At 48.5% G+C, this 18,563-nt stretch carries 18 protein-coding genes, 1 tRNA gene and 1 riboswitch; of the genes, 16 read left to right on the plus strand and 3 right to left on the minus strand.

The annotated features are described in order from the left end of the window. The first annotated feature begins 3 nt into the window (after positions 1 to 3). The 6 genes from DESLBE_RS21535 (at position 4) to selB (ending at position 5,942) form a co-directional block, all read left to right on the plus strand. A complete protein-coding gene (locus DESLBE_RS21535) occupies positions 4 to 819 on the plus strand; it encodes a 4Fe-4S dicluster domain-containing protein (RefSeq protein ID WP_011460849.1) in 816 nt (271 codons plus the stop codon). After that, on the plus strand, positions 819 to 1,502 hold the full coding sequence (locus DESLBE_RS21540; RefSeq protein ID WP_005816420.1) for a cytochrome b/b6 domain-containing protein: 684 nt from the start codon (positions 819 to 821) through the stop codon (positions 1,500 to 1,502). The genes DESLBE_RS21535 and DESLBE_RS21540 overlap by 1 nt, the downstream gene beginning before the upstream one ends. Before the next feature lie 41 nt (positions 1,503 to 1,543). Next, positions 1,544 to 2,350, plus strand: coding sequence for a formate dehydrogenase accessory protein FdhE (gene fdhE, locus DESLBE_RS21545; RefSeq protein ID WP_144678179.1), 807 nt, complete (start codon positions 1,544 to 1,546; stop codon positions 2,348 to 2,350). Positions 2,351 to 2,415: 65 nt separating this feature from the next. After that, positions 2,416 to 2,512, plus strand: a tRNA-Sec gene (locus DESLBE_RS26690). Positions 2,513 to 2,602: 90 nt separating this feature from the next. Then, positions 2,603 to 4,033: an L-seryl-tRNA(Sec) selenium transferase gene (selA, locus tag DESLBE_RS21550; RefSeq protein WP_144678180.1), complete on the plus strand. Its 1,431-nt coding sequence runs from the start codon at positions 2,603 to 2,605 to the stop codon at positions 4,031 to 4,033. A 4-nt stretch (positions 4,034 to 4,037) separates the two neighbouring features. Beyond that, positions 4,038 to 5,942 (plus strand): selenocysteine-specific translation elongation factor, encoded by a 1,905-nt coding sequence (selB, locus tag DESLBE_RS21555; protein WP_144678181.1) that lies wholly within the window; start codon positions 4,038 to 4,040, stop codon positions 5,940 to 5,942. Between the two features lie 229 nt (positions 5,943 to 6,171). On the opposite strand, the gene DESLBE_RS21560 is transcribed toward selB, so the two are convergent. The 3 genes from DESLBE_RS21560 to DESLBE_RS21570 are packed head-to-tail and all read right to left on the minus strand — an operon-like array spanning position 6,172 to position 9,153. After that, positions 6,172 to 7,353 carry an ABC transporter substrate-binding protein gene (locus DESLBE_RS21560; protein WP_144678182.1) on the minus strand — a complete coding sequence of 394 codons (1,182 nt, stop codon included), beginning with the start codon at positions 7,351 to 7,353 and terminating at the stop codon, positions 6,172 to 6,174. Then, positions 7,337 to 8,143: an ABC transporter ATP-binding protein gene (locus tag DESLBE_RS21565; protein WP_005816411.1), complete on the minus strand. Its 807-nt coding sequence runs from the start codon at positions 8,141 to 8,143 to the stop codon at positions 7,337 to 7,339. The genes DESLBE_RS21560 and DESLBE_RS21565 overlap by 17 nt, the downstream gene beginning before the upstream one ends. Beyond that, the gene (locus DESLBE_RS21570) at positions 8,140 to 9,153 is read right to left on the minus strand and encodes an iron ABC transporter permease (protein WP_011460845.1); all 1,014 of its coding nucleotides are present in this window, start codon (positions 9,151 to 9,153) and stop codon (positions 8,140 to 8,142) included. The genes DESLBE_RS21565 and DESLBE_RS21570 overlap by 4 nt, the downstream gene beginning before the upstream one ends. 346 nt (positions 9,154 to 9,499) lie before the next feature. Here DESLBE_RS21570 and DESLBE_RS21575 point away from each other — a divergent pair, with 346 nt between their 5' ends. The 10 genes from DESLBE_RS21575 to DESLBE_RS21625 all read left to right on the plus strand — a co-directional run bounded on the left by DESLBE_RS21575 (position 9,500) and on the right by DESLBE_RS21625 (position 18,526). Beyond that, the gene (locus DESLBE_RS21575; RefSeq protein WP_005816408.1) at positions 9,500 to 10,198 is read left to right on the plus strand and encodes a GTP-binding protein; all 699 of its coding nucleotides are present in this window, start codon (positions 9,500 to 9,502) and stop codon (positions 10,196 to 10,198) included. Next, on the plus strand, positions 10,185 to 11,216 hold the full coding sequence (locus DESLBE_RS21580) for an ABC transporter ATP-binding protein (protein WP_058491284.1): 1,032 nt from the start codon (positions 10,185 to 10,187) through the stop codon (positions 11,214 to 11,216). The genes DESLBE_RS21575 and DESLBE_RS21580 overlap by 14 nt, the downstream gene beginning before the upstream one ends. 67 nt (positions 11,217 to 11,283) lie before the next feature. Further along, positions 11,284 to 12,039, plus strand: a complete 756-nt coding sequence (locus DESLBE_RS21585) for a DUF364 domain-containing protein (RefSeq protein ID WP_058491234.1) — start codon at positions 11,284 to 11,286, stop codon at positions 12,037 to 12,039. Positions 12,040 to 12,054: 15 nt separating this feature from the next. Continuing rightward, positions 12,055 to 12,753: a class I SAM-dependent methyltransferase gene (locus DESLBE_RS21590; RefSeq protein WP_058491233.1), complete on the plus strand. Its 699-nt coding sequence runs from the start codon at positions 12,055 to 12,057 to the stop codon at positions 12,751 to 12,753. Further along, positions 12,754 to 13,272, plus strand: a complete 519-nt coding sequence (locus DESLBE_RS21595; protein ID WP_058491232.1) for a nucleoside-triphosphatase — start codon at positions 12,754 to 12,756, stop codon at positions 13,270 to 13,272. Between the two features lie 78 nt (positions 13,273 to 13,350). Continuing rightward, a riboswitch (molybdenum cofactor riboswitch) is annotated at positions 13,351 to 13,483 on the plus strand. Positions 13,484 to 13,563: 80 nt separating this feature from the next. Then, positions 13,564 to 14,013, plus strand: coding sequence for a (Fe-S)-binding protein (locus tag DESLBE_RS21600; protein WP_011460841.1), 450 nt, complete (start codon positions 13,564 to 13,566; stop codon positions 14,011 to 14,013). A 1-nt stretch (position 14,014) separates the two neighbouring features. Next, positions 14,015 to 14,320, plus strand: coding sequence for a DUF2325 domain-containing protein (locus DESLBE_RS21605; protein ID WP_005816397.1), 306 nt, complete (start codon positions 14,015 to 14,017; stop codon positions 14,318 to 14,320). Between the two features lie 395 nt (positions 14,321 to 14,715). Then, entirely contained in the window at positions 14,716 to 15,606 is an 891-nt protein-coding gene (glyQ, locus tag DESLBE_RS21615) for a glycine--tRNA ligase subunit alpha (RefSeq protein WP_005816395.1), read from the plus strand. Position 15,607: 1 nt separating this feature from the next. Continuing rightward, a complete protein-coding gene (gene glyS / locus DESLBE_RS21620) occupies positions 15,608 to 17,680 on the plus strand; it encodes a glycine--tRNA ligase subunit beta (protein ID WP_058491231.1) in 2,073 nt (690 codons plus the stop codon). Positions 17,681 to 17,878: 198 nt separating this feature from the next. Further along, positions 17,879 to 18,526: a helix-turn-helix transcriptional regulator gene (locus DESLBE_RS21625; protein ID WP_005816391.1), complete on the plus strand. Its 648-nt coding sequence runs from the start codon at positions 17,879 to 17,881 to the stop codon at positions 18,524 to 18,526. Positions 18,527 to 18,563: the final 37 nt, after the last annotated feature.

An 18,563-nucleotide genomic window follows, 5' to 3' on the forward strand; every position in this document is an offset into this window, starting at 1 on the left:
CAGATGAGTAAAAAAATGATTCTCGTGGACACCTCTAAATGTACCGGCTGCAAGGCCTGTTCCGCAGCCTGCAAGGAATGGAATGAGTTACCGGCTGTTAAGACATCATTGGTCAAAAGTTATCAGTCGACCAAAGATTTGGATCCTAACACCTACACTTATATTGCCTTCGATGAAAAGTACGAAAACAATACCATGCTTTGGATGATGCGGAAAGCTCAATGCTTTCATTGCGCCGATGCTGCCTGCTTAAAAGCCTGCTCCTCTGAGGCTATATCCAAAACGGAGACCGGATTTACGATCATTGATGAGGACAAATGCATCGGCTGCGGATACTGCGTGACCAACTGCCCCTTTGATATTCCCAGGATTGATCAGACAACCCAAAAGGCCACCAAGTGCACCGGCTGCTGGGAACGGGTGGAGAATGGCCTTGAGCCCGCTTGTGTCGCCATTTGCCAGCCGGGAACCCTGACCTTTGGGGATGATGCCGAAATGATGCAAAAGGCTGAACAGCGCTTGTCTGAGCTGAAGCAGAGATATCCCAAGGCCAATCTCTATGGCAAGGATGTGGTAGGGGGAACACTTTATAAGTATATCCTCCTGGATACTCCGGAATCCTATGGTTTGCCGGCCAATCCCACGGTTCCCTTTACCCTGACCCTTTGGAAGGATATCGCCCGCCCGCTGGGTGCGATTGCTTGCGGTGGCGCGGCGGCAGCAGTTCTTGTTGGAACTTTGGTCAATGTGGCTAAAGGAAATTACAGCAAGGAGCATTTTGTTGAAGATGACCACCAGGGGAAAGGAGGGTCACTGTAATGGCACAAAACTCCAAACAAGTCCCGGAAGGAAAAGTTCTGAGATTTACAGATGGGGAACGATTCAGTCACTGGGTTCATGCAGTTTCCTTTTTGATTCTTCTCTTTACGGGTTTAGCCGTTTTGTCGGTTACCTTCCGGCCGGCTATGGCCATCGTCGGAGGAATTGACAACGCCCGCATGATTCACCGGGTTGCGGCCCTCTTCTTTGCCGTTGCTGTCGGCATGAAGTTCTTTATCGGTGACACCAAGCATCACTGGGGGTGGATTCGTTCTGTCTTTACCTGGACGAAGGCCGATGTGATGCATGTCAAAGCCTTTGCCGTGGAATTCTTCGGCGGGCATGGCAATTACCCTCCCCAGGCAAAATTTAACGGAGGGGAAAAAATCAACTCCCTCTTCACCATTTTTGGCTCTATCTTTATCACCATCAGCGGGTTGATCATGTGGTTTCCCCAGTACTTCCCCATAGGCTTAGTGCGCATAGCCTATCCTGTTCACGACCTATCCATGATTTTCATGACCACCGCTCTGATCGGGCATCTCTACCTGGCCCTGATCCATCCCGAATCACGGGCTGCTCTGCCGGGCATGCTTAAGGGTTATGTATCCAAAGGCTTTGCTAAGTCCCATCATGGCGCCTGGTATGAGGAGATTGAAAAGCAGGAAAAGGCGGGGAAATAGGTTGATCAGCTGCTTATAATGATAGCTTCATCAGCAAATAAATGATCCGGTCTGCTGCCGGCCCGGGTGCCGGTTTGGGCTTAGGGGCTGGCGGCAGACTTTCTTTAGGAGGAAACGTTGTGCGGAAAAATATTCTGACCACTGAACAAGAAGAACAGCATTTGGTTGCAGTAAAAGATAACTATCTGAAGCTGCAGGGGGAAATAAAGCTTTGGCAGCAGGAGCACGCTTCCAGCCTGGCGGCTGATTTCCGGCTTGAACCTGCTTCCCCGCGGTTTACTTTGGATAATTTGCCTGAAGAAAGCATTATTGATTTGTGGCAAAGACTCAATCAAGTTGCCGATGAACCACAGGAAAAAGCTGATTTGCGCACCCTCCTGGAACAATTTAAGCAGGGCGAGTCTCTGGATAATGCAGCTGCTGCCCGATTGCAACTGGCTCTGGCCGGTGTTGCCCAGATGCTCTGCCAACACTTGGTTCCCAAACCCGGGGAAGATAATCAACCCTTTGGGACTTGCCCGGTCTGCGGAGAGAAACATTTTATGACCCTTTTGGCTCCGCCGGTCGGCAAACGCTACCAGCAATGCCTGGTCTGTGGTTATCAGCGACCTGTCGATGCTTCCGGCTGCGCTTGTTGCGGCAGCATGGATGCCAAAAAACAAACCTACCTTAAATCTGAACAGTATCCTGGGCTGGAAGTGGCGGTCTGTTCTGACTGTGGCTCCTATTTCAAACAGGTGGATCTGAGAAAATTAAGTGTCGACGATCTGGTCTGGGAGGATATACGGACTATGCCTCTCAACTATGCTGCCGAAAAATGGCTGACCGGGCAACATGGTTGGAATTAGGGAACTTTAAAAAAATTGAGTTGCCTATTTGAAAAGCATACCAGGTATGATATATAATACACTATGGGAATGGATGGATCCCGGTGGGTTCCGCGGACTTCAAATCCGTTGTCGGGTGGGTGATCCGGCCGAGGTAGGTTCGACTCCTACACATTCCCGCCAAAGAATGTAATAGTGGTGATTTGCGGACATGATCAATGCAGTGTGCTCTCTGCTCAATTCATGTCCCTTTGCTATGAGGAGGCACTGTTTTTGGAGAAGGATTTAGAACGATTAAAAGCGCTGAGAACCATCGCTCCGATGAATGAAATCCTGGATCATGCTGAAGTCGCGGCCTTGGCCGAGGGGATTGGCAAAGCTGTGCTTGGTGAAACAATAACCCAGGTCATCGATGATTACAGAAAACAGTTGCTTGGAGATAAGTCCTTTGCGGCATCTATGTCCCACCTGTCCCGCCAGGAGATCACCTTGCATTTGGTTCAGGAACTCAAAGATAAGCTCGATGCCCAGGATAGTACCTGCTTGAAAAAATTGATCAATGCCACAGGAATTGTCCTGCATACGAATCTGGGCAGGGCCCCTCTGCCGGATTCGGCCATCGGCTTAATTCAAGAAGTCAATGAAGGTTACAGCAACCTTGAATTTGATCTGGAAACCGGCAACAGGGGTTCCCGCCATACCCATATCGAACCTCTGATTACCCGTTTAACCGGTGCTGAAAGCGCCATGGTGGTCAACAATAATGCTGCTGCAGTGTTTATAAGCCTTAATACCTTAGCTAAGCAGAGAGACGTCATTATTTCCAGAGGGCAACAGGTGGAGATTGGCGGAAGCTTCCGTATACCGGATATTATCGCCTCCAGTGGCTGCACGATGATCGAAGTCGGCACAACGAATAAAACGAAACCAGATGATTATGCCAAGGCCATTACGGAAAATACGGCCGTGTTGTTGAAAGTTCATACCAGCAATTATAAAATCTCCGGCTTCACAGAAGAAGTGCCACTTCAGGATTTAGTGGAGCTGGGCAAAATAAAAAATGTACTGGTGATGGAGGATTTGGGCAGCGGCTGCCTCTATGATCTGAGCAAAATCGGACTGCCCCATGAACCGACTGTACAGGAAGTTATCGCTGGCGGTGCGGATCTTGTCACCTTTAGCGGGGATAAATTGCTGGGCGGTCCACAGATTGGTGTCATCGCCGGCAAAAAGGCTTTGATCGACAAGATTAAAAAGAATCCTTTTGCCCGCATTGTCCGTTGCGATAAAAGTTCTATTGCGGCTTTAACTGCAGTTTTGAAACTCTATATGAATCCTGAAAAAGCCCTTGCCCAGATCCCCGCCTTAAACATGCTGGCCTTAAAAGAGGCAGACTTGCTGCTGCGGGCAGAGGAGCTGGAGCGGCAGCTCCAGGCCGCCTTGGGTGAACGCTGTCAAGTGGAAATCGTGGATGTTCATGATGAAGCAGGGGGTGGCTCCTTGCCGGATGTTCTGTTAAAAGGCAAGGCTGTATCCTTAACGATCGACGGTTTATCGGCCAACCGGCTCCAGGAGCTCCTCAGACAAGAGCCCATCCCGATTATTTGCCGAATTGTTAAAGACAAAGTCCTGCTGAATGTCCGCACCCTGTCGGAAAAGGAATTTCCCCTCATTACGCAAACCATGCAGAGCATCGTGGGGTGAACTGATGAAAAAGATTGTCCTAGGAACCGCCGGGCATATTGACCACGGCAAAACATCCTTAGTGAGAAAACTGACCGGTATTGATACAGATCGCCTTGAGGAAGAGAAGCGGCGGGGGATGACCATTGAACTGGGCTTTGCCTCCCTGGCCCTGCCCTCAGGTCAAACTGTATCCATCATTGATGTGCCCGGACATGAGAAATTCGTGAAGACTATGGTGGCCGGTGTCACCGGTATCGACCTTGTGATGTTGGTCATTGCCGCTGATGAAGGTATTATGCCGCAAACCAGAGAGCATCTGGATATTTTAAACCTGCTCAATGTTACCACCGGTGTCATCGCCCTGACCAAAACGGATCTTGTGGACGACGAGTGGCTGGAAATGATCATTGAAGATATCCGGAATACACTGCAAGGGACAACTTTGGCGGAGAGCCCCATTGTCCATGTATCTTCCGTGACCGGGGAAGGGATTCCCCAACTGAGGGAAACCTTGGATCAGCTTGCCCAAAAGGTCCAAGTCAAGGAAAGTCAAGAATTATTCCGGCTGCCCATCGACAGAGTCTTTTCTATGTCAGGGCATGGGACGGTAGTCACCGGCACGATAACCAGCGGAGTGGTTCACAAAGGCGATACCCTGGCCATCTATCCTTCCGGACTTAATACACGGGTCAAGGGAATTCAGGTCCATAATATGAGTGTCGACGAAGGGACTGCCGGCGATCGGTGCGCCTTGAATCTCACCGGAATCGAAAAATCTGAAATACAGCGGGGCGACACCATTGCTCGTGAAGGAACCCTGATTCCAATCCGGCTTGCGGATGTGCTGATTTATATCGTCAAAGGGAAAGGGAATTTGGTACACAATCAAAGAGTACATGTGCACACCGGAACGAAAGAGGTTCTGGCCCGGGTCAGGCTTCTGGGTACTGATGAGATCCCTGAGGGGGAGAAAGGTCACGCACAGCTGCGTTTTGAAGAACCCATCGTCATTCTGCGCAAAGACCGATTTATTATCCGCAGCTACTCCCCTGCTGTGACCATCGGCGGGGGCTGGGTTTTGTATCATACCACGAAAAACAGACAGCGGTTTTCCCCGGAAAGTATGAATGCTATGAGCATCGGTGAGCATGGCACCAGGGAAGAGTTAGTCACCTTAATCTTAAATTCCTCGGAAAAACCCCTTAGTTCGGGTGACCTTTGGCAGGCTTTGAATACGGAGCGGGCTGAATTACAGGAAACCCTGGATAAGGAAGTCGCTTCAGGAAAGTTAATTATCTTGAAGGAAACTCGTAAATACTTAAGCATCAACCAATATGAAAAATATTTTAATAAAATACAATCCGCCTTCCGGAAAATGTATCAGAAATATCCCTACCGCTACCAGATGGATAAGGAAGAACTGAAAAGCGGGGCTTTTTCCGGGATGGAGCCGAAAGATTTTGCAGCATTGCTGAATTATTTCCTTGCTAATCAGCGTTTGCTTGCGGATGGAAACTACCTGTCGGAACCTGACGGTAAAGCCTTAGCCAGAATTCTGGCAGCCAAGGAAACAGCCCTGATTGAAAAGGTGTTTTTAACTTATGATCTCAACACAGGAAGTATTCAGCAGGCCGCCAAAGATACAGCTATGAAAACAGGGGACGTTGAGGAAGTAGTGAAATTCCTGCTCAAATCAGGCAACCTGGTGGATCTGGGGCAGGGAATTCTCGTCCATAAAGAAGCTTTACAAAAAGTCTGCCAAATCGTCCGCTCGTTAATGGACGCCCAAGGAACCATCAGCGTGGCGGAAATCAGGGATGCCCTGAATATTGGCAGAAAGACCGTCGTCGCTTATTTGGAATACCTCGATAAACTGAAAATCACCCTAAGAAAAGAAGACATTCGCATACCGGGAGCCCACTACTAGGGTGAATCAAGGGGACAGGTCCTGTTTTTCAATCCATGGATCAAGATGACAAATGGCAGTTCTTGGATTTTTGATAAAGGAAAAGGGCTGCTGCGTTAAGGCAGCCTGGGATATGACAAAAGACGGCTTCCGTGGAAGTCGTCTTTTGTTACACCTGCGACGTTTGCTATGTATGATATGACGATTAATTTGAAAAATGGGACCTGTCCCCTTGATTCACCTGCGATGATTATTTAAAAACGGAGTTTGCGACAAGAGCCTTGTATTGCTCTTCGGTCAGATCACTATGATAGAAAAGCTTATAGTAGCGTGCTGTCTCTTGATAGAGATCGTACTGAGCTTGCTCCGGATAGAGCAGCTGGGTAAGCCAAATCATGCCAATATAGCGGTTGACTGAAGGTGGGTTTCCCATCCAGTTATAGGGACCCAGGGGAACTTCATAATATTTACCGTTTTTAATGGATTTTATTTCCTGCCAGGTTTTTTCTCCGGAGACAGTGCTGTAGATGCTATCCGGAGCAAAGACAATCACATCGGGATCCCATAAAACGATTTGCTCCATATCCACAGGGTTGCCGTTGCCTTTGCTGGAGACATCACTGACAACGGCTACGTTATTGCTGATCTGATCGAGAATTTCAGCGTGGTAAGAACCTTTCGCCAGGACATTCAGGCCGTTTTCACCGAGGCAATAAAGCAGATTAGCCTTGCCGTCTTCGCCGACTTTGGCCATAATATCTTCGGTTTTCTTAAATACTTCTTCACAATACTGGGCAAGGACTTCAGCCTCTGCCTCTTTATTAAGCAGCTTGCCTAAGGTCCGGTAGGCTTCGGGCATCGTCTCGGTGGTTGCTCCGATATGGACTGTGGGGATGCCCACTTGATTCATAATGCCATCCATATCTTCAGCAATGCTGGGCTTGGTGTCACCAATGTCGATAATGATCTGAGGATCGGCTTTAGCGATTTCCTCCAGATTAAGGTCGCCTTTGCCATAGAACTGTCCCAGTACCGGAAGGTTAGCATATTTCGGGTCCAGATATTCCTGGGCAGAAGGGTCCCATTTGCCGGCTAAGCCCACAAACTGATCGGCGGCTAAAGGAAAGAGTACGATTTGAGCCATGGTGCCTGAGGCTGCAATCCGGGTGATGTTGGCGGGAACTTCCACAGTGCGCCCGGCTGAATCCGTAAAGCTGACCGATTTGTCCTGGCCGGGATCTCCCTGAGTGGAAGTTTCCGGAGCGGATTCCTTGCCGCCGGGGGCGGCTGCGCTGGGGCTGCAGGCAGTGGTAAAGGTTACCAGGAGCGAAGCAGCTAAGAGCATGGAGATAAGTTTTTTCCTCATAATGTGGATAATGCCTCCTTTTTCTTTATAATATAGTTTTTTAAGATAGTTAAGAGCAGCTTTCACGGAGAGAATCCGCTTTAAGAATGCTCTTGGGAACGCAGACTCTTACCTGATCCTTATAGAGACTTTGAATCTCAACATCCACTCCGTAAAGGGTTTTAATCAGGTTTTCCGAATAGATCTGATGAGGCTGTCCATAAGCGAGAACTTTGCCATCCTTCATCGCCAAGACTTTATCGGAAAAGAGAAAGGTTTGATCGGGGTTGTGGGTGGATTGAACAACCGTGTATCCGTCCTTGGCCAGAGCTTTGATCTGGTTTTGAACCCGGATCTGATTGCCAAAATCCAAGTTGGCGGTAGGTTCATCAAGAATAAGTATTTTAGCTTCCTGAACCAAGGCCCGGGCGATGAGTACGAGCTGCCTCTCCCCGCCGCTGATCTGAGTATAGCCTCTGTTTTTAAGATGAGTGATTCCCAGCCTTTCCATAGCTGCTTCAGCAAGGCGAAGCTGCTTATGGCCCGGTTTGGAGAGAGTGGATACCTGTATGGCGGTCCCCATCAGCACCATGTCAAATACGCTGTAATTAAATGAGGGATAATGGGACTGGGGGATATAAGCGACACAACTGGCCATGTCCTTGATCCCCATATGTTTTACATCCAGGTTATTCAGAGAGATTCGTCCCTTGTACCCATGAAGCAAACCGAGTATACAACGAAATAAAGTGCTTTTCCCTACTCCGTTGGGGCCTAAAATCGATAACAGCTCATAATCCTCTGCTGAGAAACTAATATCCTTGAGAATAAGCCGTTGATCATAGCCAAAGCTGAGGTTGGATACTTCGATACTCAATAGGTCTCCCCCCTTCGGGTAATCAGATAGATAAAGAAGGGAGCTCCGACTAAGGCAGTAAGAATTCCCAGAGGAATCTCTGTGGTAAGCAGATTGCGGGAAAAGTTGTCGACGATAAGGAGAAAGACTGCCCCCGTAAGCATCGTAGCCGGCATCAGTGCAGTGTAGTTGCTTCCCACAAGCCTGCGGGCCAGATGAGGAATGACCAAACCGACCCAGCCGATCACGCCGCTTACCGAGACGCTGGCCGCCGTAACAAAGGTGGCACAGATGATGACCAGCAGGCGGATTTGTTTGGCATTGACCCCCATAGTTTTGGCTTCATCATCACCAAGGGTGAGTATGTTGAGCCGCCAGCGCAGGAGCAGCAAGGGGATCAAGCCGACGGCCATAGGCAGAACTGCGAAAGCAATATCGCTTAGTTTCGACCCGGATAAACTGCCCATCAGCCAATACGTGATCACCGGCAGTTGATCATTAGGGTCGGCGACCAACTTAATAAACGAGGTACCGGCTGAAAAAAGTGAACTCACCATGATTCCGGCTAAGATCAAACCAAGCAGATTGTTGCCCTTGGCTTTTTTACTGATAAAATAAATAATAGCTACAGTAAGGAGGCTGAAGGTAAAAGCACTCAGAATGATTAAGCTATTGCCGCCGTGATGAAGTATAGCCAGGGCAGCACCAAAGGCAGCTCCTGATGAGGCTCCCAGAATATCCGGAGAGGCCATGGGATTCTGAAAAACGCCCTGATAGGCAGCTCCCGCAGCCGATAGACAGCAGCCGACCAAACAAGCCAAAAGAATTCGTGGTAACCGAATGTTGATCAGCACGATTTCCAAACGGTCGGCCCAAAATTGCTCGACGGGAAAAATTTTAGATAAGAGAATTCCGAACAATTCCTTGGGCGGAATGGGATAACGGCCAAGCTGAAAAGAGATAATGATGGTGATCAGTAAAAGGATGCCAAGACCTACGACCATAGAGATGCCTTGGTTTTTACGCTTCATTTTGTTACCGCCTTTAAAAATAAACTGGAGACATTTTTCACTGGGGACATTTTTCACGAGGAATGGGTTAAGTGAAGTAATTTGTTGGAATTTAATATTCACTAAGATTATACAAGTATAAAAAAGTTAAGTCAACGAATATGAGTGAACTAAAATAGATATGAATTAATTAAAATAAACTGGAAATAGAGTTTGATTGGTTGTAAGATAAAAATAAAGTGAAATATATATTGTTATGTATATTTGTATTGGTTTAAATTTAGGGCTGGTGCAAAGGCCAGTTCTTGGCAGAGATATTTCCTAATATAGTGGGTGATGTGGCGCCCGGGCTTGGAGGAGGTTGTCCATGAAACTTATTACTGTGGCGGGGCCCCCGTCATCAGGCAAGACTTCGGTCATCTTAAGGCTGGTTGAGTCTATGCCGGAAAAGAAGAAGATCGGTGTCGTAAAATTTGACTGTTTGACTTCTTTTGATAATTTGAGCTATGAAGAGGCAGGGATCCCTGTGCAGACCGGTTTTTCAGGGAAGATCTGCCCGGATCATTTCTTTGTCAGCAATATTGAAGATGCGGTACAGTGGGGGATTCAATCAGGTTTTGAACTGCTGATCACGGAAAGTGCGGGGTTATGCAACCGTTGTTCCCCTTATATCAAAGGTATCCTGTCCATTTGTGTCATCGATAATCTATCAGGTATCAATACCCCCCGCAAAATTGGGCCGATGCTGAAATTTGCCGATATCGTCGTGGTTACCAAAGGGGATATTGTCTCCCAGGCCGAGCGGGAAGTTTTTGCCTTTAATATCACTCAGGTCAATCCCGCCGCCCGGATTGTCTTTGTCAATGGCATTACCGGACAAGGGGCTTTTATTCTTGCCAAGCATTTGCAGCAGGCCAGGGACATTGAAACCACCCGGGATATGAAACTGCGCTTTACCACACCGGCGGCCGTCTGTTCCTACTGCACAGGTGAGACGAGGATTGGGGAGCCTTATCAGATGGGAATGATGAAGAAGATGGAGTTTGGCAATGATGAAAAGCAATGATTTTTTACACCTGGTCCATAACCAAAGCCTAAAGGATGTGCTTAAGGAGTATCCGATCGGAGCCGATTTTCTGACCAATTTGCGCTTGGGTGATATCAAGGCCGAACTGACCCTGCCGGAGGCATTGCAGGAAGCGGATGAGGAAACTCTCGCCGAGTTTGGCATGGACCCCTTCGGAGTAGTGCAGGGTTTTTGTCAGTTTCTTGAAACCTTTTCCCTGCAGAAAGGTTCCCGCACGGTGATTTCTTTTCTGACCATCCACGGGGGATACAATAAGCGGAAAGAACCTGAGGACATCAACTTTACCATTTATCCCGGCGAGATTATCAGTATTGTCGGCCCAACCGGCTCAGGAAAGAGCCGGCTGCTCAATGATATCGAGTGTCTGGCTCAAGGAGATACACCCACCGGCCGAGTGATCCGGATCAATGGCGCGGAACTGGATGATCTCCAGCGTTTTGAGATGGAAGGAAAATTGGTGGCTCAGCTGTCCCAGAACATGAACTTCGTCATGGATTTGACGGTTCGTGAGTTTTTGGAAATGCATGCCAAGAGCAGGCTGATTCCTCATGCGCAGGATGTAATTGGCCGATGTTTTCAATGTGCCAATGATCTGGCGGGAGAAAAATTTTCCGAGGAGACGAAAGTAACCCAACTCAGCGGCGGACAATCCCGGGCCTTGATGATCGCCGACACAGCGTTTATCAGCGAGTCTCCTATCGTTTTGATTGATGAAATAGAGAACGCAGGGATAGATCGGAGGCAAGCCATCACCCTCTTGGCCCATCGGGAAAAGATCATCTTGATTTCCACCCATGATCCCCTCCTGGGCTTAAGCGCCGATAAACGGATTGTGATTAAGGACGGTGGAATCGCCAAAGTCATCCATACAACAGAGGAAGAAAGAGCCAGCCTCAAAACCATCGAAAAACTGGATAATGTCCTGGGGGAACTGAGAAACCGCCTGCGCTTGGGAGAGATGATTGACCGGCTGCCGGAGTGGGCGGCTCTTGAGTGACGATTGACAATGAATAACGATTGAACGATGAGAAACCATTGAACAATGAGGAAAAGAGGTGCGGAAGATGTGGGAAATCTATGACGCCATGATCAACGGGATTCCTGAAGATTTTTTGGTGGATGAGCTGGTCTGCGGAACGACTCATTCTGTGGTTCGCAGCGGGAACGGCGTGGGCCTGGGGCCCAATCGTCCCTTTGAAACAAGAATGCCTATGCTCACCCAAAATTTGCTGGGCCTGCCCCTGCGGGTGGCAGCAGGCTGTGTCAAGTCCTGGAATTATGTAGAGGCTTCTATCGGATTGGCGGCGATCAACGCTTATTACAATAATCCTCAAGTAGCCAGAGAACATGGTGTAATTTTCTCCGATGCCAAAAGGGTCGAGGACCGCATGAACGACCCCTTTATCATGTCTCAGAATGAAGTGAAAGGCAAAAAGGTTGGGGTGGTGGGTCATTTCCCCCATTTGGAAAGCCTTCTGGAGCCGATCTGCGATCTTTCTATTCTGGAGTGGAGTCCGGAGGAAGGGGACTATCCCCTGCCGGCCAGTGAATTTATCCTGCCGGAGTGTGACTATGTCTATATCACTTGCGCTTCGGTAGTGGATAAGACGCTGCCCAGGCTTCTGGAATTGTCAAAGAACGCCCGGCGGATCACGTTGGTTGGCCCGGGGACCCCGCTGGCTCCTGTACTTTTTGAGCATGGGCTTCAAGAGCTTTCGGGCTTTATGGTTAAAGATAATGCCCGGGCTTTTCGAATCGTAGCCGGGGCCGAGAAAGTGAAGATATATTCCGCGGGACAGAAGGTGACCATAAAAAAATAAGCAAGGGGGAGCAGGATGAATTTCGAATGGAATGAAAATACGGTGAGATGGTATCAGGACGCAGAAAGGTATACCGGTTTTTTCAAGAATATTGCTGAGTTGGTAGGGCCTAAAGTGGCGGAGCACTCTTCTTTATGTGATATTGGCTGCGGCATAGGACTGGTGGATTTAGAGCTGAGCAAAACCATTGACAGTATTACCTGCATAGATAAGAATCCCTATGCCATTGAGATACTTAAACAAAGAATTCAGGCCGAAAATATCAGGAACATCACTCCTTTGCTGATGGATTGCAATGCCATCGAGGCGGGGTGGGATGTTATCTTGATCAGCTTCTTCGGCAGCCGTGAGTTGGAACAATTTTTGCCCCGCTGTAAAAAACTCATCGCTGTGGTGGGCAGAAAGAGCCAGACAGAGCTCTATCCGGAAAAGTATCGGAAATTCCAGAAAAACACCTCTGAAGAGGTAGAGGGAAATTTGAACAGCAAGGGAATAGCTTATTCCCTAACCGAAACGGCTTTTGAATTTGGCCAGCCCTTTCGGTCGGAGGAAGATGCCCGGGCTTTTATCAGGACCCAATCCCATGATATCAACCCCGGAGATTTGGCAGGTTTTCTATCGGAACGTCTTGTGGAAACAGGCAAAGCAGATTTTCCCCTCTATCTGCCGCGCCAAAAGGCTGTAGGAATATTTGAAATCGAAGGGAGGCTGTAAATGCACATCTTTTTGACCGGGGAGATCCAAGTGGGCAAAAGTACCATCGTCGATAAAGCACTGGCTCTTTGCCAGGTAACCTACGCAGGATTCAGAACCTACTTTGGCCCGGACAGAGGTTCTCCCAACCGGCGGCTTTATCTGGCTGCAGCCTCGGGAGAGAAGGTCTATCAGGAAGAAAACAGTGTGGTTCATTTTTGTGAAAATAGTCCCCCCCAAGTCTTTACAGAGCGGTTTGATGGGTATGGGGCAGAACTCGTTCGCTGTGGCGGAAACCAGGCTCAACTTATCGTGATGGATGAATGCGGCAGCCTGGAACGGGAGGCTCTTGTCTTTCAGCAGGAGATCTTAGCAGCCATAGAAGGTCCGGTTCCGATTCTTGGCGTGATCAAGCAGGCCAGCAACGGCTGGACGGATCGGATAAGATGTCATCCCAAGGTAAAGCTGGTTTCCGTGTGCCGGGAAAACCGGGATGCGCTCCCTCACATCATCGCCTTGTATTTGCAGCAGTGTTTATAATGATTAAAATCAATCTGATCAAAACCTATTGAAACATAACTAAACCCAATATATAATAAGAATAGTGATTGAGAAAAACTTCATAATGATCTCCGAGCCGGAGCAACCTAAAGAGTCATCCATGGTTGGTCGGCCAGGGCTGTACGCCCTCGGGGTATATCCAGAAATGGCTATGCCTTCACGTTTGAAAAGGAGGTGGATTCCCAATATGTTGGGTTTAATAGAGGTTCCACTTTCGTTAAAGTGGAACCTTTTAACGTTTAAAGATCGGTTGGACTGGAGCCCGCCAACATGGAGAAAGAAGGTTGGTCAACAATGGGATTGAATTGTATGAAAATGATGGGGATACCGACTTTTGCGGAAAGACCCGATGCCGAATATTTGTTTTTTCCCGGATGTAATCCCTTTGCTGACAGGTCAAAAGGGGAATGGAATATGGTCTGTATGCAGTTGCTTAGGGATAGAAAAATTGATTTTGCCGTTCTGGGTAAAGATCAGTGGTGTTGTGGGGATAAAGCCTGCCAATTGGGCTATGGAGAGCTTTCGGGTTTAATAAGCCAAAGAAATATCACTGCTTGGCAGGAGTTGAAAATAAAGAAGATCGTAACAAGTTGTCCCCGCTGTTTTTATAACTTCCAGCATAAATATCGCCGGTATGGCGGAAACTTCGAAGTTATCCTGCTTTCTAGGCCTTGTGATGAGAAACTGAGTATCCAGACTTTACAGGAAGGGGTTTGGTAAAATGAAGTTAGCGATTATAGGCGGATATAATTTTGAGCGGCACAGCAAATCCATGGGCAAGCTGAAAAATATCGAACTGCGCTTCCACGACGGCGTGCCAAAAAAAAACAACAAAAAGGTATTGGAAAACCTCATCAAGGACACAGATTGTGTGATTATCGTGCAAATGGTCTGTTCCCATTCCAGCATGTGGGATGCCAAAGATGTGGCCAGAAAATATAATAAGAAGATCTACTACTCCCAGGCGAAGGGACTTGCTTCAGTTTTGAGTATGATTGAAAAAGAGCATGGGATTAGGACGGCTTAGTTTGACAAAAGAATCAAATCATACTATAATTATTTCCAAATTGAATCTTATGGTGTGATGATGAGAGGAAGATTCGGGTATCCCTTAAGAGAGTTTGGCAGGGTGGAAACCAGACGGGTAAGCGGATCAGGGCACTTGGAGCACGTTTTAAAGAAGGAGGATTTCCTTGAGAGCTGCCTTTTCAGGAGTTTGGGAACCAGGCGGCTTATATGGAGATCAAGCAGGGTGGAACCGCGGGAAGGATACTCTCGTCCCTGTAGCGAAAGCTACGGGACGGGAGTTTTTTGCATTACAGGAAGCACAAAGACAACCAGGCAGCCGCCTTTGCCAGCCAAGTTTTCTTTAATGTCCCGGTAGCTCAAGAGATTAGGTAGTAAAAAATAGGGAGGTTAACCATGAAATTTCAGGACATGATCCTTTCCCTGAATCAATTTTGGGGAGAACAAGGGTGCATCATTGCTCAGCCTTATGATATGGAAAAAGGCGCCGGAACCTTTAATCCCAACACCTTCTTGCGTGCCCTGGGGCCTGAACCGTGGAAAGTGGCTTATATTGAGCCTTCCCGCCGTCCTACGGATGGACGCTATGGAGAAAACCCCAATCGTTTACAGCATTATTTTCAATACCAGGTTATTATTAAGCCTTCGCCGGATAATATTCAGGAGCTCTATCTGCAAAGCCTGGAACGTTTGGGAGTTAACCCCAAAGAACATGATATTCGCTTTGTGGAAGACAACTGGGAGTCGCCGACCCTGGGGGCCTGGGGGTTAGGTTGGGAAGTTTGGCTGGATGGCATGGAAGTCACTCAGTTCACCTACTTCCAACAATGCGGGGGGATTGACTGCAAACCGGTCTGTGCCGAGATCACCTACGGTCTCGAGCGTTTGGCCATGTATATTCAAAATAAAGAGAGTGTCTATGATATTGAGTATGTAGGAGATATCACTTACGGCGATATCTACCTCCAAAACGAGATTGATTATTCTCATTACAATTTTGAAGCCGCCGATGTGGAAGCCCTGCAAACCTGGTTTGAAATGTATGAGAAGGAAGCCATTCGAATCGTGGAGAAAGGATTGGTCCTTCCTGCTTATGATTATGTCCTGAAATGCTCCCATACCTTCAACCTTCTCGATGCCCGCGGAGCCATCAGTGTGACTGAGCGGACGGGCTATATCGCCCGGGTCCGCAATTTGGCCCGTCTCTGTGCTCAGGCCTATGTGGAGCAGCGGGAACGCTTAGGCTACCCCTTACTCAAAGAACAGTCCGGAAAGGAGGCCGAATAAGATGGCTAAGGATTTTCTCTTAGAGATCGGCACAGAAGAGATCCCGGCGAAATTTGCCCCGGGAGTGCTGAACCAACTTCGTGAGCAAGCCCAGAAATACTGCCAGGAGCTGCGTCTGGATTATCAAGACCTGAAAGTTTACACTACACCCCGGCGTTTTGCCGTGCTTATTCAAGGCCTGGCCGAAAAACAAACGGATTTTACAGCAGAGGTCAAAGGGCCTGCCGTCAAAGCGGCCTATGATGCGGAGGGAAACCCTACTAAGGCTGCTCAAGGCTTTGCCCGGGGGCAAGGGGTGGAGCCCAAGGATCTTTTCGTTCAGGAATTAAACGGTGTGTCCTATGTCTATGCCCGGAAATTTGAGCTGGGCCAGCCTACCTTGCAATTATTGCCCAAGCTTTGCACCGATTTGATCACCGGACTGCATTTTCCCAAGCCGATGCGCTGGGCCGACCTGGAGTTCCGCTTTGCCCGCCCCATTCGCTGGATCGTTGCCTTATTCGGCAGTGAGGTCATCCCCTTTGAGTTTGTGGGGCTGGCATCGGGAAAAGCCTCCCGGGGGCATCGTACCTTAGGCGGACCTGTAACTTTGGATAGCCCGGCGGACTATGAAAAACAAATGCTCCAGGCCTTTGTCATGGTGGACCCGGAGCAGCGCCGGCAATCCGTCTGGGAGCAAATCCATGCCCTCGCCGCTAAAGTGGGGGGAGATGTGGAGAAGGATGACGATCTTCTGGATGAAGTAACCCATATCATCGAATACCCTACCGCTCTGCTCGGCGAAGTGGCTCCGAATTATATGCATCTGCCGGAACCGGTGATCACCACTCCCATGAAAGAGCATCAGCGTTATTTCCCCGTACGGGATAAGGAAGGCAAGCTGCTTCCCTATTTCATTACCGTACGCAATGGGGATGATCATGCCCTGGCGAAGGTCAAGGCCGGGAATGAGAAAGTTCTCAAAGCCCGCTTGGAAGATGCGGCCTTCTATTATCGTGAAGACCAAAAAACACCTCTTGCTGTGCTGGTCGAAAAGCTGGATAAAGTCACCTACCATGAGAAATTAGGCAGTGTCCGCCAGCGGGTGGAGCGGATTCGGACCCTGGCCCGGGGGATAGCAGCTCGATTGGGGATGGAGAGCGAAAAGCAGGACTTGGTTGAGCGGACGGCACTGCTGGCCAAAGCGGATCTGGTGACGTTGATGGTCTATGATTTCCCGGAGCTTCAAGGGATTATGGGAGCGGATTATGCCCGCATGGTTGGTGAAAAGCCCGAAGTGTGCACAGGGATTCTCGAGCATTATCAACCTCGTTTCGCCGGGGATGAATTGCCGCAATCCTACACTGGGCAAATCGTCAGTGTTGCCGATAAGCTGGATGCTATTGTGGGTGCCTTTGGCATCGGGATTCAGCCTACCGGGTCTCAGGACCCCTATGCCTTAAGACGCCAGGCTCAAGGGGTCGTAGGGATCATTCTGGAAGCAGGCTGGGATATCTCTTTGGAACAGCTGATTGCTGCTTCTTATGTGAACTTTGCTGAGCAAGGAATCAGTCTGCTTCCTTTAGCCGATCTGCAAAGTGCTCTCCAGGATTTCTTCCAGCAGCGGCTGCGCTTTGTGCTTCAGGAGCAAGGGGCGCGTTACGATACCCTTGATGCGGTCCTCGCCCAGGGCAGCAATCAGATCACGCGGGCAGCCAGGAAGGCCCAAGTTCTGGCGGCCAAGCGGGAAACAACGGAGTTTGTTCCCTACTCCCAAGCTTATATTCGCTGCTTGAATCTCAGTAAAAAGGCTCAAACTCAGCCTTTGGACCCTAAGAATCTTATCGATCCTACAGAAATTGCCCTGGCTGCAGCTCTTGTCCAGAGACAGGAAGCTTTTGCCGCCCTGATTGAAAAGGGTGACTACGCAGAAGCCTATGCTTTGGCTTCTGAACTCATCCCCATGATTGAAGCATTATTTAATGCAGTCATGATCATGGTGGAAGATGAGATCCTCAAGCAAGCCCGTCTGGCTCTCCTCGGTGAATGTGTCGCCATCCTCGGCTGCCTGGGAGATCTCAGCCTCTTAGCATAATTGGATAAGCCACTGCGGCGCTTTTGCATAATTTCAGCAGAAGCGCCGTTATTTTTTTTTGAATTGGATACTATAAGTTGAAGGAAATAGAAAAATTGTGTGGAATATTTATCTGTGTTACGCAGATTAGTATGTCACATTTGGCACGTATAAGGAATATATGTATACACGAGTGAGAGATGAATGAGGTGAAAAGGGTTGGAGTTTACGGAACGTCAAGCAAGAATTGTAGAAATCGTAAAGAATTCAAGCCCAATTACTGGGGAACAAATCGCTGCAAAGCTTGATTTGACACGAGCGACCCTGCGTCCTGACCTGACGATTTTAACCATGGCAGGGGTCCTCGAAGCCCGACCGAGGGTAGGATACTTTTATAAGGAGAAGAAGAAAACATCACCTTATATGGATCGACTTCGCCAGCTCAGGGTGGGTGATTTTAAATCCCTTCCTATATCTATCCGGGAAAACATCAGTATTTATGATGCCATAGTCACTATGTTTACCCAAAATGTCGGAAGTCTGACAGTGGTTGGGGAAGGCCAAACCTTAAGGGGAATGGTGTCCCGGAAAGATTTGCTTAAATCTACCCTGGGTAAAACCGATCTTCAGCAGGTTCCCGTGAGTATCATTATGACCCGGATGCCTAATATTATTATGACGACAGCGGACGAACCGGTTCTCGAAGCAGCAAGGAAATTAACCCTGCATCAAATTGACACCTTGCCTGTTGTAGAAGCCTTTATTGATGAAAAAGGTGAGGAGCGCTATGAAGTCATAGGACGTTTCACCAAGACGAACGTTACGAAACTCTTTGTTCAGATCGGGTCATTAGGTGCCCAATCATGACCTTTTGGACCCTAATAATTGACCTCGGAGGTGTACA

This window comes from Desulfitobacterium sp. LBE (genome assembly GCF_007830365.1).
In the GTDB taxonomy this organism is placed as follows: Bacteria; Bacillota; Desulfitobacteriia; order Desulfitobacteriales; family Desulfitobacteriaceae; genus Desulfitobacterium; species Desulfitobacterium hafniense.

Coding starts and splice junctions, on each gene's coding strand:
- DESLBE_RS21585 (WP_058491234.1), top strand. CDS start 11,284: ATGTGGGAAATCTATGACGCCATGATCAACGGGATTCCTGAAGATTTT.
- glyS (WP_058491231.1), top strand. CDS start 15,608: ATGGCTAAGGATTTTCTCTTAGAGATCGGCACAGAAGAGATCCCGGCG.
- DESLBE_RS21575 (WP_005816408.1), top strand. CDS start 9,500: ATGAAACTTATTACTGTGGCGGGGCCCCCGTCATCAGGCAAGACTTCG.
- DESLBE_RS21590 (WP_058491233.1), top strand. CDS start 12,055: ATGAATTTCGAATGGAATGAAAATACGGTGAGATGGTATCAGGACGCA.
- DESLBE_RS21595 (WP_058491232.1), top strand. CDS start 12,754: ATGCACATCTTTTTGACCGGGGAGATCCAAGTGGGCAAAAGTACCATC.
- DESLBE_RS21540 (WP_005816420.1), top strand. CDS start 819: ATGGCACAAAACTCCAAACAAGTCCCGGAAGGAAAAGTTCTGAGATTT.
- DESLBE_RS21570 (WP_011460845.1), bottom strand. CDS start 9,153: ATGAAGCGTAAAAACCAAGGCATCTCTATGGTCGTAGGTCTTGGCATC.
- DESLBE_RS21535 (WP_011460849.1), top strand. CDS start 4: ATGAGTAAAAAAATGATTCTCGTGGACACCTCTAAATGTACCGGCTGC.
- DESLBE_RS21580 (WP_058491284.1), top strand. CDS start 10,185: ATGAAAAGCAATGATTTTTTACACCTGGTCCATAACCAAAGCCTAAAG.
- DESLBE_RS21600 (WP_011460841.1), top strand. CDS start 13,564: ATGGAGAAAGAAGGTTGGTCAACAATGGGATTGAATTGTATGAAAATG.
- selB (WP_144678181.1), top strand. CDS start 4,038: ATGAAAAAGATTGTCCTAGGAACCGCCGGGCATATTGACCACGGCAAA.
- glyQ (WP_005816395.1), top strand. CDS start 14,716: ATGAAATTTCAGGACATGATCCTTTCCCTGAATCAATTTTGGGGAGAA.
- DESLBE_RS21605 (WP_005816397.1), top strand. CDS start 14,015: ATGAAGTTAGCGATTATAGGCGGATATAATTTTGAGCGGCACAGCAAA.
- fdhE (WP_144678179.1), top strand. CDS start 1,544: ATGATCCGGTCTGCTGCCGGCCCGGGTGCCGGTTTGGGCTTAGGGGCT.